General features: G+C 62.9%; 15 protein-coding genes. 4 read left to right on the top strand and 11 right to left on the bottom strand.

Annotated features, from left to right (window positions below):
- Positions 1-52: 52 nt before the first annotated feature.
- The gene (gene mnmH / locus D8S75_RS09195; RefSeq protein ID WP_119966040.1) at positions 53-1,111 is read right to left on the bottom strand and encodes a tRNA 2-selenouridine(34) synthase MnmH; all 1,059 of its coding nucleotides are present in this window, start codon (positions 1,109-1,111) and stop codon (positions 53-55) included.
- A 57-nt stretch (positions 1,112-1,168) separates the two neighbouring features.
- Between mnmH and selD the strand changes: the two genes are divergently transcribed.
- The gene (gene selD / locus D8S75_RS09190) at positions 1,169-2,245 is read left to right on the top strand and encodes a selenide, water dikinase SelD (protein ID WP_119966114.1); all 1,077 of its coding nucleotides are present in this window, start codon (positions 1,169-1,171) and stop codon (positions 2,243-2,245) included.
- Between the two features lie 4 nt (positions 2,246-2,249).
- Here the strand turns inward: selD and D8S75_RS09185 are convergent, their stop codons facing one another.
- From D8S75_RS09185 to D8S75_RS09140, 10 genes are all read right to left on the bottom strand, one after another.
- The gene (locus tag D8S75_RS09185; protein WP_119966039.1) at positions 2,250-2,879 is read right to left on the bottom strand and encodes a riboflavin synthase; all 630 of its coding nucleotides are present in this window, start codon (positions 2,877-2,879) and stop codon (positions 2,250-2,252) included.
- Between the two features lie 31 nt (positions 2,880-2,910).
- The gene (ribD, locus tag D8S75_RS09180; protein WP_119966038.1) at positions 2,911-4,032 is read right to left on the bottom strand and encodes a bifunctional diaminohydroxyphosphoribosylaminopyrimidine deaminase/5-amino-6-(5-phosphoribosylamino)uracil reductase RibD; all 1,122 of its coding nucleotides are present in this window, start codon (positions 4,030-4,032) and stop codon (positions 2,911-2,913) included.
- Between the two features lie 25 nt (positions 4,033-4,057).
- The gene (locus tag D8S75_RS09175; protein ID WP_119966037.1) at positions 4,058-4,495 is read right to left on the bottom strand and encodes a type IV pilin protein; all 438 of its coding nucleotides are present in this window, start codon (positions 4,493-4,495) and stop codon (positions 4,058-4,060) included.
- Between the two features lie 15 nt (positions 4,496-4,510).
- On the bottom strand, positions 4,511-8,143 hold the full coding sequence (locus D8S75_RS09170; RefSeq protein ID WP_119966035.1) for a pilus assembly protein: 3,633 nt from the start codon (positions 8,141-8,143) through the stop codon (positions 4,511-4,513).
- Positions 8,144-8,228: 85 nt separating this feature from the next.
- On the bottom strand, positions 8,229-9,008 hold the full coding sequence (locus tag D8S75_RS09165; RefSeq protein WP_119966033.1) for a pilus assembly PilX family protein: 780 nt from the start codon (positions 9,006-9,008) through the stop codon (positions 8,229-8,231).
- Between the two features lie 21 nt (positions 9,009-9,029).
- Positions 9,030-9,977, bottom strand: a complete 948-nt coding sequence (locus D8S75_RS09160; RefSeq protein ID WP_119966032.1) for a PilW family protein — start codon at positions 9,975-9,977, stop codon at positions 9,030-9,032.
- A gap of 1 nt (position 9,978) precedes the next feature.
- Entirely contained in the window at positions 9,979-10,659 is a 681-nt protein-coding gene (gene pilV / locus D8S75_RS09155) for a type IV pilus modification protein PilV (RefSeq protein WP_119966030.1), read from the bottom strand.
- On the bottom strand, positions 10,647-11,222 hold the full coding sequence (locus tag D8S75_RS09150; RefSeq protein ID WP_119966028.1) for a GspH/FimT family pseudopilin: 576 nt from the start codon (positions 11,220-11,222) through the stop codon (positions 10,647-10,649). The genes pilV and D8S75_RS09150 overlap by 13 nt, the downstream gene beginning before the upstream one ends.
- Positions 11,223-11,242: 20 nt before the next feature.
- Positions 11,243-11,797, bottom strand: a complete 555-nt coding sequence (locus tag D8S75_RS09145; protein WP_119966027.1) for a GspH/FimT family pseudopilin — start codon at positions 11,795-11,797, stop codon at positions 11,243-11,245.
- Positions 11,798-11,875: 78 nt separating this feature from the next.
- Positions 11,876-12,100, bottom strand: coding sequence for a hypothetical protein (locus tag D8S75_RS09140; protein WP_232828990.1), 225 nt, complete (start codon positions 12,098-12,100; stop codon positions 11,876-11,878).
- Positions 12,101-12,256: 156 nt separating this feature from the next.
- On the opposite strand from D8S75_RS09140, the gene D8S75_RS09135 reads away from it, so the two are divergent.
- The 3 genes from D8S75_RS09135 (at position 12,257) to pnp (ending at position 16,230) form a co-directional block, all read left to right on the top strand.
- Positions 12,257-13,414, top strand: coding sequence for a pyridoxal phosphate-dependent aminotransferase (locus D8S75_RS09135; protein WP_119966025.1), 1,158 nt, complete (start codon positions 12,257-12,259; stop codon positions 13,412-13,414).
- Positions 13,415-13,534: 120 nt separating this feature from the next.
- The gene (gene rpsO, locus D8S75_RS09130; RefSeq protein WP_034712472.1) at positions 13,535-13,801 is read left to right on the top strand and encodes a 30S ribosomal protein S15; all 267 of its coding nucleotides are present in this window, start codon (positions 13,535-13,537) and stop codon (positions 13,799-13,801) included.
- 194 nt (positions 13,802-13,995) lie between these two features.
- Positions 13,996-16,230: a polyribonucleotide nucleotidyltransferase gene (gene pnp, locus D8S75_RS09125; protein ID WP_119966023.1), complete on the top strand. Its 2,235-nt coding sequence runs from the start codon at positions 13,996-13,998 to the stop codon at positions 16,228-16,230.
- The last annotated feature ends 9 nt before the right edge of the window (positions 16,231-16,239 follow it).

Here is a 16,239-nt window from a genome sequence, read left to right as displayed (position 1 = left end):
TTAAACGATAGCTGTTGGCGCTTTATGCGTAAGCGCTAGAGGCCTTTTTGGCTCAAATTTCGGCGGCCAGGGCCAGCACCTGGTCGGCCAGCGCCTCGATGCCGGCGTCTGTCAGCGCGCTGGCCTGCACCCCCTGGCGCTGCGCCCACTGGTGCAGGTGCGTGCTTTGCGAGCGTGCGTACAGCGGGTCGTAGTGCAGGGCCATGAGCTCTGCGAACAGCGGCTCCAGCGCGCCCTCGGCGGCCCAGCCCTGCCAGCGTGCGATCGTCTGCCCGCCGTGCAGTTCGCGCAGCGTGCCGAGCTGGCGGGCGAGGGCGGCGCGGTCATCGCCCAGGTTGGCATAGTCGCGCAGCAGGAAGGCCAGCCGCTCGGCGGGGCTGGCCTGGATTTCTATGCAGGGGCTGGCGCGCAGGCGCTGCACCAGCGGCTGCGGCACGGCCAGTCGGCCGATGCGGCTGCTTTCGGCCTCCACGAACACCGGACGCCGCAGGTCCAGCGGCTCCAGCGCCTGCGCCAGCAAAGTCTCGAACGCGGTTTGCGAAGGCTGCTCCACGCCGGGCCAGGCGCCGAGCACCGAGCCCCGGTGGCGCGCGCACGCCTCCAGGTCCAGCACCTGTGCCCCGCGCGCGGCCAGGGCCTGCAGCACGCGCGTCTTGGCGCTGCCGGTGGGGCCGCACAGCACGCGCAGCGGCAACTGCGGGCCCAGGGTGGCGATGCGTTCGATCACATGCCCGCGCCAGGCCTTGTAGCCGCCCGCCAACTGCTGCGCATCCCAGCCCACCAGGCGCAGCCAGGTCACCATGGAACCGCTGCGCATGCCGCCACGCCAGCAGTACACCAGCGGCTTCCAGGACGCAGGCCGGTCGGCGAATTGTTCCCGCAGATGCCGCGCCAGGTTGGCCGCGACCATGGCGCCGCCCACGCGCCGCGCCTCGAAGGCGCCTTGCTGTTTGTAGAGCGTGCCGACGATGCGGCGCTCCTCGTCGTCGAGCACGGGGCAGTTGATGGCGCCGGGCAGGTGGTCCAGCGCATATTCGGCGGGCGAGCGCGCGTCGATCAGGGTGTCGAAGGTGTGCCGATCGTGCACGCGCACGGGGCCGCGGTGGCTCATGGGAGTACTCCAGTGGAGAGGGCGGGCGGCGGCACGGCTGGCACAATGGCCGCCACCATGACCGACACCTCCTCCGTGATCGAAAAATCCATCCAGCTCACCCAGTTCGCCCACGGCGGCGGCTGCGGCTGCAAGATCGCGCCGGGTTTGCTGCGCGAGATTCTGGCACGCGCGCCGCAGGGCCTGGTGCCGCCCGAGCTGCTGGTGGGCACCGAGACCAGCGACGACGCCGCCGTCTACCGCCTGAACGACCAGCAGGCGCTGGTGGCGACCACCGATTTCTTCACACCCATCGTCGACGACCCTTACGACTTCGGCCGCATCGCCGCGACCAATGCGCTGTCCGACATCTACGCCATGGGCGGCACGCCGATCCTGGCGCTGGCCATCGTGGGCATGCCGATCGCCAAGCTGCCGCCCGAGGTTATTGGCCGGGTGCTCGAAGGCGGCGCCGCCGTGTGCCGCGAGGCCGGCATTCCCATCGCGGGCGGGCACAGCATCGACGTGCTCGAACCCATCTACGGCCTGGTCGGCCTGGGGCTGGTGCACCCGCAGCGCGTACGCCGCAATGCCGATGCCCAGGCGGGCGATGTGCTGGTGCTGGGCAAGCCGCTGGGCGTGGGGGTGCTGTCCGCCGCGCTCAAGAAAGGCCAGCTCGATGCGGCCGGCTATGCCGAGATGCTGCGCCACACCACGCAGCTCAACCGCGTGGGCGCGGCGCTGGCGCAGATCGACGGTGTGCATGCCATGACGGATGTGACAGGCTTTGGCCTGGCGGGGCATCTGCTGGAGATCTGCCGGGGCTCGGGCCTGTCGGCTCAGGTCGACTTGGCGAGCCTGCCACTTATCGCAAGCGCCGTGCGCTGGGCCCGGGAAGGCGTGGCCACGGGGGCGTCCAACCGGAACTGGACAGCGTATGGGGAAGAGGTGGATTGGCCAATCGCCGCGCCGGACTGGCAGCGGACCTTGCTGACCGACCCGCAGACCAGTGGTGGCTTGCTGGTGAGCTGCGCGCCCGAGGCGGTTGATGCCGTGCTGCAGGCCTTCCGTGGGGATGGCTTCGATCAGGCCACCATCGTGGGCCGCATGCAAGCCAGCGCGGCGGGCCAGGGCCACCGCCTGCGCTGCGCTTGAGGGCTTACTGTGCCGGCGCCGGCACGTCCATCATGCGCGCCACGTAGCGCGCGATCAGATCCACTTCGAGGTTCACCTTCGAGCCCGCGCGCAGATGGCCCAGCGCCGTGTTCTGCACGGTGTGCGGGATCAGGTTGATGCTGGCCTCGCAGCCGCTGGCAAGGTCGGCAATGCGGTTCACCGTCAGGCTCACGCCGTTGATGGTGATCGAGCCCTTGTAGGCCAGGTAGCGCGCCAGATCGCGTGGCGCCAGCACGCGCAGCTCCCAGCTCTCGCCCACCTGGGCGAAATGCGTGACCTCGCCGATGCCGTCCACATGGCCCGACACCAGGTGGCCGCCCAGGCGGTCGTTGGCGCGCAGGGCCTTTTCCAGGTTGATAGGGCCGGGTGCGCCCAGCCCGGTGGTCTTGTCCAGCGACTCGGCCGAGATGTCGATGGTGAACTGCGGCGCGGCCGGGTCCATGCTGGTGACCGTCATGCAGGCGCCATTGAGCGCGATGCTGTCGCCCAGACCCACATCGTCGAGGTAGCCTGGGGGCGGAACGATGACGAGGCGCTTGCCGTGCGCGGCGGTGTCGCCGAGGTTCTGCACGGCGGCGATCTGCCCCATGCCGGTGATGATTCCAGTAAACATGGCGTGGATTGTGGCAGGGTTTGGGGCCGCTTCAGAAACGGTCGCGGCCCTGCACCCGGGCGAGCACGCGCAGGTCGGGGCCCACGCGTTCTACCCCGTGGAAATCGAGCGCCAGCCCCTGGGAGAGCGTCTCCAGCGGCTCGATGCGAAGCATGCCGTAGCCCGGGCCGAGCAGCCGGGGGGCCTGGTAAAGCAGCAGTTCATCCACCAGCCCTTCGCGCAGCAACGCGCCGTTGAGCCGGTGGCCCGCTTCCACGTGCAGTTCGTTCACGCCGCGCGGGGCCAGGTCGCGCAGCAGGGCCGCCAGGTCCACCCGGCCATCGGCGCCGGGCAGGTGCACCACCGTGGCGCCCCGTTCCTCCAGGGCCTGGCGCCGGGCTTCGATTTCGGCATCGATCGGGGCTGCGAAGTAGATGTAGCAAGCGCGACCAGCTATGAAAAGAGAAGCGCCCGGCGGGGTCTGCAGGCGGCTGTCCACGATCACGAGATGCGGCTGGCGGGGCGTGGCCACCTCACGCACGTTGAGCAGGGGGTTGTCCGCCAGCACCGTGCCGATCCCGGTCAGCACCGCGCAGGCGCGCGCGCGCCAGGCATGGCCGTCGGCGCGCGAGGCGGGCGAGGTGATCCATTGGCTGGCGCCGTTGTGCAGGGCCATGGTGCCATCCAGAGAGGCCGCCACCTTGAGCCGCACCCAGGGCGTGCCGCGCACCATGCGGCTGAAGAAGCCGATATTGAGTTCGCGCGACTCCTGTGCCCCCGGGCCCACCTCCACGGCAACGCCGGCGGCACGCAGCCGCGCAAAGCCCTGGCCCGCCACCAGCGGGTTCGGGTCCTCGACCGACGCCACGACCTTGCCGATCCCCGCTGCGATCAGCGCGTCGCAGCACGGCCCCGTGCGCCCCTGGTGCGCGCACGGCTCCAGCGTGACGTAGGCCGTGGCTCCCCGCACATCGTGCCCAGCGGCCTGCGCAGCGCGCAGCGCCATCACCTCGGCATGAGGACCGCCCGCCTGCTGGGTGAAGCCTTCGCCGAGCACCTCGCCGTCTGGTGCGGTGATCACGCAGCCCACGCGGGGGTTGGGATTGGAAACAAAAAGCGCCTGGGCGGCGAGCCCAAGCGCTTGGTAGATGGGGGAGGGCGCGGTGAGGGTCATTGCGCCAGGGATGGTAGCGCAGTGGCTATTTGTTCCAGCAATCCTCCAGAGTAAGCCCTCCAGACAACGGAGATGCACCGCGAACGCCTGCCTGATTTAGCGTGTAGTTGCCACATTTATCTGAGGCCTGAGCACCTTTGCGGGTTGCGGTCAGTGTGTAGGTGCGACCATCTGCCGATGCCAAGGTGACATCGTATCGATCCGATGGAACCTTTTTCATCGCAGTGGGAAAGGCTGCGGTCAGCGGGTAAGAGCCCGTGGCCGTGGCCGCTCGTTCCAGCCATTGCTGTGCTTGCAGCAACCCGGCCCGGGCTTCGGCGCGGGCGCCACGCCTGACGTATTCGCTGTAATTAGGTATGGCAATGGCCGTAAGAATGCCAACGACGGCCACAACGATCATGAGTTCAATGAGGGTGAGACCTTGTTGTCGCACGGTGATGAGTCTGTTGATTTTTTGCATCATACGTAGAACCTGTTGTCATTGGATCTGGCGCCAGCTGGGGCGCAAGGAATTCTCTGGCATGGCACCGAGATCCTCTGGGGGGGTACCACCGCTACCACCAGCACCACTTGCACTGATATCGATGTTTGTGTATTTGTTTTTCTTAATGATGCTATGGGGGCCCTTGGCAACCTTGGCCCGTGAGAAGCTTACATACTTGGGGCTTGAGGCTGTTCCGAGATTGACGCCGTCACCGGCCATGTTGAATTTGCCGTCCTTGTTTTTATCAACAATGGCGACTGAAGGTGCCTTGCCGTCCATGATATTCGTGAAGGTGCGGTATTGGCGTTCGGCGTCGACCGAGGTGGAGTCACAACTCTCCACGTTCGGGTCTACGTCGGAGCCTTTGGCGGGCACCTGAGACCACACGGTCAGCAGGTTGCTGGCATCGTAAAACTCCATAGGCTTGAGTAGGCGCTCGCCAATAGCGGGTAGGTCGAGGTACCAGCCGTTGAAATTGGCCCAGGTAGACTCACTCAGATCATCAATCTCTTTGATGTAACCATAGTCACCGTCTTCCACGAATTCACGCTTTGCCAACTTGGCTGCGCCGACGTCTGTACCAAGGGCTGCAGGCGCGGGCACGCAATCATCTCCCCCTGGGCAGGATCCGCCGCCGGGATGTACCTCCAGGCGCTTGCCCAGGCTGGTGCTGATTTCGCGGTAACGCGTGTTGTCTAGCACCGAATACAGGGTTTGCACATCCACGCTCTCTGGATCGGTTTTGGCCACGTTGCGACCCGTACCGAAGGCAACCATCATGCCCCCCACACGCACTTTTTTGGCACTGGCGCCGCTGCCCACAATCTTGAACCGATCATTGGCACGCACGGTCGGGGCGGCCGTAATGGGTTGAATTTTGGGACGCGTGGCGCCATTGAGGGCGGCAGGACCACGGACTGTGAACAGTGGGGTGCCACCGAAAGCGACTTTCCAGTTGGCAGGGGTGGGACTGGTCAGGTCAAACTTCCACAGATTGCCGAGGTTGTCGCCTGCATAGACCACGTCAGGCCGGCCATCGCCGTTGATATCGACCAACCGTGGGGCCGCCAAGCCGTTGTCATTGGCATTGCCTGTCCCGGCTGCTTCGTTGGTCACGGGAAGGCGCAGCAATTCTTTGGCGCCATCCAGGTACTGCACAAGCAATACTGGGCGCTGATTGGTGCTGTTGTAGCCGTTGCCCATCACCACGGCCCAGCGGTTGTTGTTCAGACGCGTAATCTGCGTGCTGCGCATGCTGTCGTTGACGTTCTTGACAGGACGCATAGTGATGAAGCCAATGTCCTTGTCTTCATCCACGACCTGAAGGCACATGGTTTTTTCAGCACCGGTCATGGCGCCGCAGTTGGGTGCAGGCTCGGTAGCACCCCGAGTGCGGTCAAGTTTGACGAGTTGTGTCGCGTTGGCTTCGGCAAAACCCGGGGCCCCTCCCGGTAGGGTGGTTGCCGTAGGGTTGGTCACATCTAGCACAAAGTAGCCCTTGCCGCCAAGGCCCAATGCTCCCACCAGCACGGTGCGCCAACTGGGGGTGTAGCTGGGGTCGTAGCTTGGATCGTCGGGATCTTGCGTGCCCACGCCCAAGTCAACGTCTCCGGTCATGGGCGATCCGTCGACATAGTATTTATGCTTGTTGTTGTACTGTGGGTCTGTCAGCAGGTTTAAGGTAGGAATCACGCCTCGGGGGACGTAAGCGATCTTCTCTGCGCCGTCCGCTGCGGCAAAACCGTGCAACATGCCATCATTGCCACCCACGTAAAGCATGCCTGGGCGTGACTTGTTGCCGCGGACAAAGGATGTATATCCCTTGAGTAGCAAGTCGGCTGCGGGCGCTCCGGTGTACCACACGTCAGAGTTAATGATGTCACCCTGGCGGCTTTGGCGTTCGCGGAAGGGTTTCGAGGCCGTGTAACCACTGGATTCAGATCCTTCCAGGCTCCGTTCTCCGCGTATGTAATCCAGCCGCTGCTCTCCTTTCGTGACACCTTCGTCGGTACCACCCACGTTCTTTTGCAACCAGAGCTTTTGCGCCGTACTGAGATTGCTTTCGTCCGATGCCCATTTGAAAGGCACGCCTCCCTTGTACTTGGTGCTGTCCCATGTGTCGCTCCAACTTAGCACCAGGCGGCTGCTGACGCTGATTGCATCGAGCTTGTCGGCCGTGTTCTGGCCGCTCCATCCTGGGTCTGGTATGGATGAGCCGTTGGACTGCACCCTTTCGGCGGTGACAAAGCCTTTCCAGGCCTTGCTGGGTTCGTAGGCGGCGGTGTATTTGCCGACTTCGCTGCGCGAAACGTTGGAGCCGCTGGTTGCACTGGCGCTCAGATCGGGGTCGGTGGCAGTATTGATTTGGCCGAAGATTTCGCGGAAGGCCTTTTCGAGATCTTCGCCTGTGGTCACGGCGTAGAAGCGGCCGCGCCCGTTGAGGGCAGCGTGCCACAGGTCCAGTGAGCGCTTGTTCTCCGAGTCCATCAATGGCCAGGTCTGGGTGCCTGTCACGAAGTCGAGAAAACTGCCGTCATAGCCAAATGGGACCTGGCTCGTGGGTGAAACGATAGCCGATGCTCCGGGCCAGGTCACGGCCATGTTGCTGAAACCGATCGTGTACGTGACCATGTGCGGCCAGGTGGCCGGGTTGTAACGCGGGTTCCAGTAGCGGTCGAGGATCGCATCCTTGTTCGCTGTGTCCTTGCCAAAATTCTCGGTGGCCGGGGCCTTGCGGTAGTCAGCCGCAGGCTGCATGGTGCCGGTCATGCCGCTGGTTTGCGCGGGGACCGCCCAGCTGTAGAACGCCCAGTCTGCCAGCGTGGTTCCGGTGCGGTTGTCACGGTAAAGCGCGTTCTTTGCACGGTCAGTGGTCGTGGCGCCGCCATACACCATGCCATCCGGCAATGATAGATTGGTGGCGTTGTCGCGCTTGCTGGTGTCCGGGACGGCAATTGCCGTTCCGTTCCAGCGACCGTCAGTCATCATGATATGGTATGAACGGCGGCAAGCAAGGTAGGGAGAGCCGGTGACTCCTGGCTCAGTCGCCCACGCACTGTTGGTGCCTAGCGGGCGGCGCATGTAGGAGTCGGCCTGACTGAACATCTCATGGGATGGCGTGCCATTGTTGGCAACCAAGCCATTGATGAAACTGATGAAGTTATTGCGATGCGTGGTATCCAGCACGCGCATCGAATTGGTCTTCATGGTTGTGCTGTCAACATTGCTGGCGCCCGAGGCGCTGCCATTGTTGTGCATGGCTTGCCAGGACAGGCGAATTTTTTTATCAGGCAGCAAGGTCGTGTCACGGATTACACCGCCCACTCCGCTGTTGCCGATTAGTGCGTACTTAAGCACATTGATTCGGCGGGTGGTCACTGGCCAGGTGCCGTCGGCGTTAGGTATTTTGTTATTGGTGGCCCCAGATTCGTGCTCAGCATCCAGGCGGAAATCCATACTGCCGGAATCATCGACTGAAATGATGACGTTTGGCCGTACATAGGGTTCCACAGTACCGGGTGGCGATTCGGCCAGATCGAGTGCCCAGGCGCCGTGTGGCGCCAGCGCTGCTACAGCAGCCATGGCAAGCAGGGTTTTGCGGAAGCGGGGGGCAGCGGTGCGGGGCATGGCTTGCTCCTTGGATGGGTGGTTTTGTGATGAATGAGCGTGGAAGCTGGCCTGGAATGCGCGAAGTACGATGGTTCTCACGGAACTAATCGGCGCGCACTTGCCGGGCGTAGGTTTGCTGCAGCACAGCCATGGTGCCCGGCTTGCGGCCATAGGCCAGGGCGGTGATGCGGTACACCACGTTGGGCGTGAGGCTGAGGCTCAGTAGGTTGCTGGGGCCGGAGCCGCCTACGATTAGGCCGGAGTTCTTGATGCTTTCGTCATAGCGCAGTACTTCGATCCAGTACCAGCCCCCACGATTGTCTGCGCTACGGTCGGCTAGGATGGGGTTTGCGGGGTTGCTGGTGTCGCCCAGGGCGGCTCCGGTGTATTCGCCATAGCGTGCACCAATGTTTGTTTTGGTCATGTCCTCCAGCTTGAATTCACCAGGCTGAAGGTTGGTGGGTGCGGGGCTGGTGGCGCTGGTGTAGTTCCAGAAATCCTGCCGCCCCGTGCGCTTGACGCAAAGGCCGCTGTGGCATTTGGTGGGCTCTTGATCTAGATCGGCCAGCAGGGGGGTTACTTCTTGGGCGTCGAGAGGGATCTTTTTTGCGCTGCTGATTTTGTCCCGGCATGTTGATGCGAGACAAGGCGTGCTGTCGGGGTTTTCGGCACGGATATCCAGTTCTGCATCCTGGAGTAGTGCCTGGGCAGCCTCGAAGGCGCGTTGATAGTCGGCATCGTTACCCGTCACCATTTCGTTGAACAACGATGTACGCGATGCCCAGAGTGCCAGCAGCATGGACAGCATGACGAAAACGATGACGACAAACAGCGCCACGCCTCGCTGGCGTCGGTTTGGAAGGTGCTGGGAAATGTGTTGCATGATGGCTCGTCTTGCAAAGGGTTAAAGCACCGTGCCAATCAGCCCCTGGCTGCGCAGTTGGAAGGTGCTGCGGAACGCCATGTGCATGCGCTGTTTGCGGGGGGCTGCCAAGGTCCTCATATCGATGAGCGTTCCGTTGCAGTCTCGGTAGCTGGTGCTGGGATCGTTGGCTGGAGCGGAACTGGGCAGATCAATGCGCTCGGCACCATAGAGCACCAAGCACACTTCCACAGCCTGCACCTGACCCCAATTGGTCACGCCACTGGCATCGACAGATTTGACCTTGCTGTCCCCAGGCGTGCTCGTACTGTCTTGCACCAGATAGTTCACCTGGAAGTTGGCTACGTTCTGTACGATAGCTTGGGCTCCAGCGCCGTTACCATTGCATTGCAGTTCGCTGCCTGTGAGTTGGAAGATGCTTTCCAAGCGGGCATCGCTGCTTGTATCCGCAGGCCCGCCCAGGCAGTTGCGTGAAAGTGCTTGCTCAGTAGCATTGGTGAACACGGGTTCTGTGTAGCGCCGGTAACCCGTGGTAAGTGTCACGGGGGTGGCCGTGCCACTGAGGGTGTCGGTGGTTGGGTTGAACCCTTCCAAGGGACTCGATGCGGGTGGAGTGATGGCTTCAAATGCCACCGATGCCATGTACGGTTCGGCAACGGATGCCGTACCGGGATTGAGGTTCAGGCGTAGTGAACCCGCCTGGCGTAGTTGCAGACCGATGACACGCATGGCATAGGCAGCTTGCTGCTGAATGCTACTGACATCGCTCACTGTGCCAGAAACGCCGCGCGAGACCATGAGCGCACCCGTGGCGACGGCAACGGTGAGTAGGCCAATGGCAATGCCCACCAGCAACTCAATCAGTGTGACACCACGCTGGGTATTTGATCGCACCAGTAAACCGTTGAAGGTTTTTTGGCCTGAACGGCTGGCCGAATAATCGTGAGGTGCTATGGTTTTTGATGGCATTTCAAGGCCCAGGGCAGTAGTACAAAGGCGTGTTGGCGCCGGGCACATAGGGCGCGCAGCGCGTGGGCACGGGAATGTATTGCAGGTGGCAGGTGTGGTCGGCAGGGCAGGCGTCGGTGGTTTGATCGGTTCCACCGCCGGCGCTCAGTGTTCCGTCCGTAGCACGCACCTTGGTGGCGTCAATATCGTCTTTGTAGCCGCCGGTGCCGGTGCTACTTTCTCGTTCGTTTTCGCGCCAGGCGATCATCACACCGAGCTGCCGCCTTTGGCCGGCTACCAGGCTGCTTTCAGCAGGCGGGACAAAAATGCTGGCTTTGCCCATGGGCAAATTCTCTTGAACCGTCTTTTTCCAGGTGGCGAGGTCATAAGCAGCCAGCTGCGCGTGACTGCAGCCGCTTGCGCAACTGCTTGCGCTTGGAGAGGCTGCGAAATTGGAAACGTAGGTGCTCAGGTTTGCCAGTGCGCTGGGGTTGGTTCGCATGCGTTCACCAAGGTCTTCAATCAGCCGGATGGCCTGGGCACGGCGAAGAGTGGTCGATGTGTCCGTGAGTGTCCTCATTTGCACACCCAGAACACCCAGAATACCCAAAGCCACGACAACAATGGCGACGAGAGATTCGATCAGACTGATGCCGTGCTGATGCTGAGCTGGCGTGGTGTTGATTGGTGTTAACCAGTGCATGGGATGGCCTCTGGGGGAATGATGCGAATGCGCCCACCCGAACTCATGCAGGCACCGCGCGCGCCAGGGTGGGAGGAGGATTTGTCCAGGGGCACCAGGCTGAAACCCAGCCAGGTACCATCAACTAGCCCCCAACGGTTGAGCTTAATGCTGGCGCCGCCACCAGTGCGGGTGATCTGCACTTTTGTGGGGGCATCGACACGCTGCAGCACAGGTTCACTGGCATTGCAGGTGCCGTTGTTGTTTGTGTCCTGGCAGATGATCCAGCCGCAATCCCAGTCTCGATTGCCAGTGGCGCTAGTACAGCCATTGGTGTTGTTGGGTATTTTTTGTATGGCGATTCTCCCGCCGCGCTTGATGGCCTCGGACCGTGCGAGTATCAGACTGGATCGAAGGGACTCTGTGGCGTTACGTACGCGCCAGGTCTCCATTAGTACGATGAAGGATGGGCCTGCCAGAGCGATCAGGATGGCCATGATGCTCACGGCCACCATCAGCTCAATGGCTGTAAACCCACTGATATGGTGTCGTGTGGGGATTGAGGGCGTTGTGTGGCTGTGCATAAAAGAATGTCTGCAGAAATTCAGGACGGGCAGGCAGCGCCTTGTTTCATCTGGACGATGCGTCCACTCCCTGCGATGCAGAGCCGAATGGCGCTGCTGTCCGTGCCAGACTTGCCCACAGGATGGAACAAAAGATTCATGGTTGTCGATGCGCCGCCACTGGTTTCGGACAGCATCCCCCAACGATCTATAAAGAGTTGGGTTTTACCGTTGCTATGGGTGATCGCGACTTTGGCCGAGGCCGCATTGACTTTCAATTCTGTAGTCGCGCCGTTTTGAATAAGATTGACTTTCCATCCGGCGTTCCAGCCGCCGGTGGCATCAATGGAGATCCCCCCGCCCTGCTTAATTGCCTCGGAGCGGGCGAAATAGATTGTGGATTGAAGGTTTTCCGCTGCATCGCGCACCCGCCAGCGTTCGATCAAGGGCGTGAAGCTGGGCAATGCCAAGGCGGCCAGGATGGCCACGATGGCCACCACGACCATCAATTCAATGGCGGTGAAGCCTCGCAGTGCCAGGATGCGGCGCGTTCCTGGCGGCTTGCCGAGAATGCGATAGGGGGTCAATGCATGCATGGAGCCATGCTAGGAGTCATGGCCTTGCCGTGGGATGGCTCCCATGACGAATGGCTCTGGCGCGAGGACGAGCGGCTGCTATTTGCGCGTGTATCCCCTGCAAGCGCCTGCGTTGTGCATGCCCTTGCATTCCCTGTAGAGGCGGCGATCCCGCTCGGCGGAGGATTCCTCCGACGTGCTGCGCTGGTAGGTGATTTTGCTGACGCCTTTCTTTTTGGCGCTTTCGCCGGCCATGGCTGGATCGTTCTTTGGGCGCTTGGCCAGTGCTTCGCCCGGGCTGACGGACAGGCTCAGGGCGAGCATGGCCGCCAGCAGGACATGCGGACGAAGCGGGGAGCGCAGTGCGGGGCGGTGTGGTGATGGGAGTGGTTTGGGCGTCATGGGGGCTTGGGGGGAGCGAGGTCGGGAGGGATGTCTTAGGATGCACCGGCTTTCTAGGCTTTGCTTCTACATCCTGCCATGCGCCAAACCATCCTCGACCTCGAAGAATCCCGAATCCGCGAAGTGGCCAATGTGGGCCTGGGGCGCAGCGATGTGCTGGCCTTCTGGTTTGGTGAAAGCGATGAGAATACCCCCGAGGTGGTTCGGCGGGCGGCCATCGCGTCCATCGAGCGCGGCGAGACTTTCTATGCCCACAACCTGGGCCTGCCCGCGTTGCGCGAAGCTGTGGCGGACTATATGACGAGGCTGCACGGCCCGGTGGACGCGGAGCGCATCGCCATCACGTCGGGCGGCGTCAATGCGCTGATGCTGGCGGTTCAGGCGCTGGTGGATGCAGGCGACGAGGTCGTGGCCGTCACGCCGGTCTGGCCCAATCTCACGGCCCAGCCGCTCATCCTGGGCGCACGCCTGCGCTGTGTTGCGCTGCGGCCCTGCGCCGACGGCGCATGGGCCCTGGATATGGAGGCCTTGCTGGCGGCCATTACTCCGGCCACGCGCTTGCTGGTGCTCAATGCGCCGAACAATCCGACGGGCTGGACGTTGACCCGGGACGAGCAGCGGCAGATCCTGGCCCATTGTCGTGCGACGGGCACCTGGATCCTGGCCGACGAGGTCTACGAGCGCCTGTACTACGAGCCGTCCGCCAATGGCTGCGCCCCGAGTTTCCTGGATGTGGCCAATCCTCAAGACCGGCTGGTAGTAGTGCACAGCTTCTCCAAGAGTTTCCTCATGACCGGCTGGCGCCTGGGCTGGATGGTGCTGCCGCCCGGCATGGCGCACCATGTTGGCAAATTGATCGAGTTCAACACTTCCTGCATCAGCGTGTTCACGCAGCGTGCGGGACAGGCGGCCCTGCGGCATGTGGACGAGATCACTCCGCGCGTGGTGGCACATCTGCGCTTGTGCCGGGACACTCTGGTGCCGCTGTTGCAGGCGCTGCCGGGCGTCGAGGTGGCGCCGGCGCGCGGCGGCATGTATGCCTTCTTTCGGCTGGCAGGGCAGGGCGATTCGCTCGCGACCGCCAAGCGGCTCGTGACGGAGGCAGGCCTGGGCCTCGCGCCCGGCGACGCCTTCGGGAGCGAGGCGCAGGGCTGGCTGCGCTGGTGCTTTGCCTCGCGGGACCCGCAGCGCCTGGTGGAAGGGGTGCGCAGACTGGAAAGCTGGCTCAAGCTATAATCGGCAGGTTTTGCATGGTGCAAGACGCACGCCAGTGGCCCTTCCAGCTTCTGGCGCAAGTAAAACCAGTGCCTGCGGCCCTTCAAAAGAGAGGCTGCTCGCCGCATTCAAGGAAATTCAATGATCGCATCCTCTATCAAGGCCGAAGTCGTCAAGGCCAACGCCCGTGCCGCCAACGATACCGGCAGCCCGGAAGTGCAAGTGGCGCTGCTCACCGCACGCATCAATGAACTGATGCCCCACTTCAAGACGCACGCCAAGGACCACCATGGTCGCCGTGGCCTGCTGCGCATGGTGAGCCGTCGCCGCAAGCTGCTGGACTACCTCAAGGCCAAGGACGCCGACCGTTACACCGCACTGATCGCCAAGCTGGGTCTGCGCAAGTAATTGTCGTCACATGCAAAAACGCCTGGGTTAGCGCGCTAGCTCAGGCGTTTTTTACTTTGCCGGTGTGCAAGACAGAGCGAAGCTGTGTCATTCCACTGAACTCCGCGTGCGGTTTCACTGGAATGGCATCGTGTTCTGAATTGACCGCTGGCGCTTGCTGGTAGGCGCTACCAGCTATTAAATCAGGAGCAAACATGAGCATTTTCAACAAAGTCACCAAGAGCTTCCAGTGGGGCGACAAGACCGTCGTCATGGAAACGGGCGAAATCGCCCGCCAGGCCACGGGCGCCGTGCTGGTGAACATCGACGATACCGTGGTGCTGGCCACCGTGGTGGCATCCAAGTCGGCCAAGCCCGGCCAGGACTTCTTCCCCCTCACGGTGGACTACATCGAGAAGACCTACGCCGCCGGCAAGATCCCCGGCAGCTTCTTCAAGCGCGAAGCCAAGCCCAGCGAACTCGAAACCCTGACCAGCCGCCTGATCGACCGTCCGATCCGCCCGCTGTTCCCCGAGGGCTTCTTCAATGAAGTGCACGTGGTCATCCACACCGTGTCGCTGAACCCCGAAGTGGACGCCGACATCGCCGCCATGATTGCCACCTCGGCGGCCCTGGCTGTCTCGGGCATCCCGTTCAACGGCCCCATCGGTGCCGCGCGCGTGGGTTACATCAACGGCGAATACGTGCTGAACCCGGGCCAGACCGCTCGCAAGAACAGCCAGATGGACCTGGTTGTCGCCGGCACCGAGGCCGCCGTGCTGATGGTGGAGTCCGAGGCGCAACAACTGTCCGAAGACATCATGCTGGGCGCCGTGGTGTTCGGCCACGAGCAAGGCAAGGTGGCGATCAACGCCATCCACGAACTCGTGCGTGACGCAGGCAAGCCCGTGTGGCAGTGGGAAGCGCCCGCCAAGGATGAGCCCCTCATCGCCAAGGTGAATGCCCTGGCTGAAGACAAGCTGCGCGCCGCCTACCAGATCCGCAACAAGCAAAGCCGTACCCAGGCCTGCCGCGAGGCCTATGCCGCCGTGATGGAAGGCCTGAAGGCCGAAGGCGTGGAGTTCGACAGCGTCAAGGTCGAAGGCCTGCTGTTCGAGATCGAAGCGCGTATCGTGCGCGGCCAGATCCTGGCCGGCGAGCCCCGCATCGACGGCCGCGACACGCGCACCGTGCGCCCCATCGAGATCCGCAACAGCGTGCTGCCCCGCACCCATGGCTCCGCCCTGTTCACGCGCGGCGAGACCCAGGCGCTGGTGGTGGCCACGCTGGGCACCGAGCGCGACGCGCAGCGCATCGACGCGCTGGCCGGCGAGTTCGAGGACCGCTTCATGCTGCACTACAACATGCCTCCCTTCGCCACCGGCGAAGTGGGCCGCATGGGCAGCACCAAGCGCCGCGAGGTGGGCCATGGCCGTCTGGCCAAGCGTGCCCTGGTCGCCGTGCTGCCGACCAAGGAAGAGTTTCCCTACACCATGCGCGTGGTGTCGGAAATCACCGAATCCAACGGCTCCTCGTCGATGGCCTCCGTCTGCGGCGGCTGCCTGTCGCTGATGGACGCCGGCGTGCCCATGAAGGCCCACGTGGCCGGTATCGCCATGGGTCTGATCAAGGATGCCAACCGCTTCGCCGTGCTGACCGACATTCTGGGCGATGAGGATCACCTGGGCGACATGGACTTCAAGGTGGCCGGCACGACCAACGGCATCACCGCCCTGCAGATGGACATCAAGATCCAGGGCATCACCAAGGAAATCATGCAGGTCGCCCTGGCCCAGGCCAAGGAAGCGCGCATGCACATCCTGGGCAAGATGCAGGAAGCCATGGGCGAAGCCAAGGCCGAAGTGAGCAACTTCGCGCCCAAGCTCTACACCATGAAGATCAACCCCGAGAAGATCCGTGACGTGATCGGCAAGGGCGGCGCCGTGATCCGTGCGCTGACCGAAGAGACCGGCTGCCAGATCAACATCGAGGAAGACGGCACCATCACCATCGCCGCCACCGAAGCCGCCAAGGCCGATGAAGCCAAGCGCCGCATCGAGCAGATCACGGCCGAAGTGGAAATCGGCAAGGTCTACGAAGGCCCGGTCACCAAGATCCTGGACTTTGGTGCCCTCATCAACCTGCTGCCTGGCAAGGATGGTCTGCTGCACATCAGCCAGATCGCTCACGAGCGCGTGGAGAAGGTCACCGACTACCTGAGCGAAGGCCAGATCGTCAAGGTCAAGGTGCTGGAAACCGACGAAAAGGGCCGCGTCAAGCTGTCCATGAAGGCGCTGCTCGAACGTGCTCCCCATGGCGGCAGCGATCGGCCGGCACCCGCCGAACGCCGTGAACCGCGCGAACCCCGCGAGCACCGCGAACCTGCAGTGAGCGAACAGCAACAGCAGCAAGCCCTGCCGCTGGACCAGCAAGGCCAGCTCAACGGGTGATTTGCTATT

It is taken from the genome of Simplicispira lacusdiani (genome assembly GCF_003604195.1).
Classification (GTDB): Bacteria; Pseudomonadota; Gammaproteobacteria; order Burkholderiales; family Burkholderiaceae_C; genus Simplicispira; species Simplicispira lacusdiani.
Note: the sequence above shows the minus strand (reverse complement) of the source record. Positions and strands in the feature narration are given on the sequence as shown.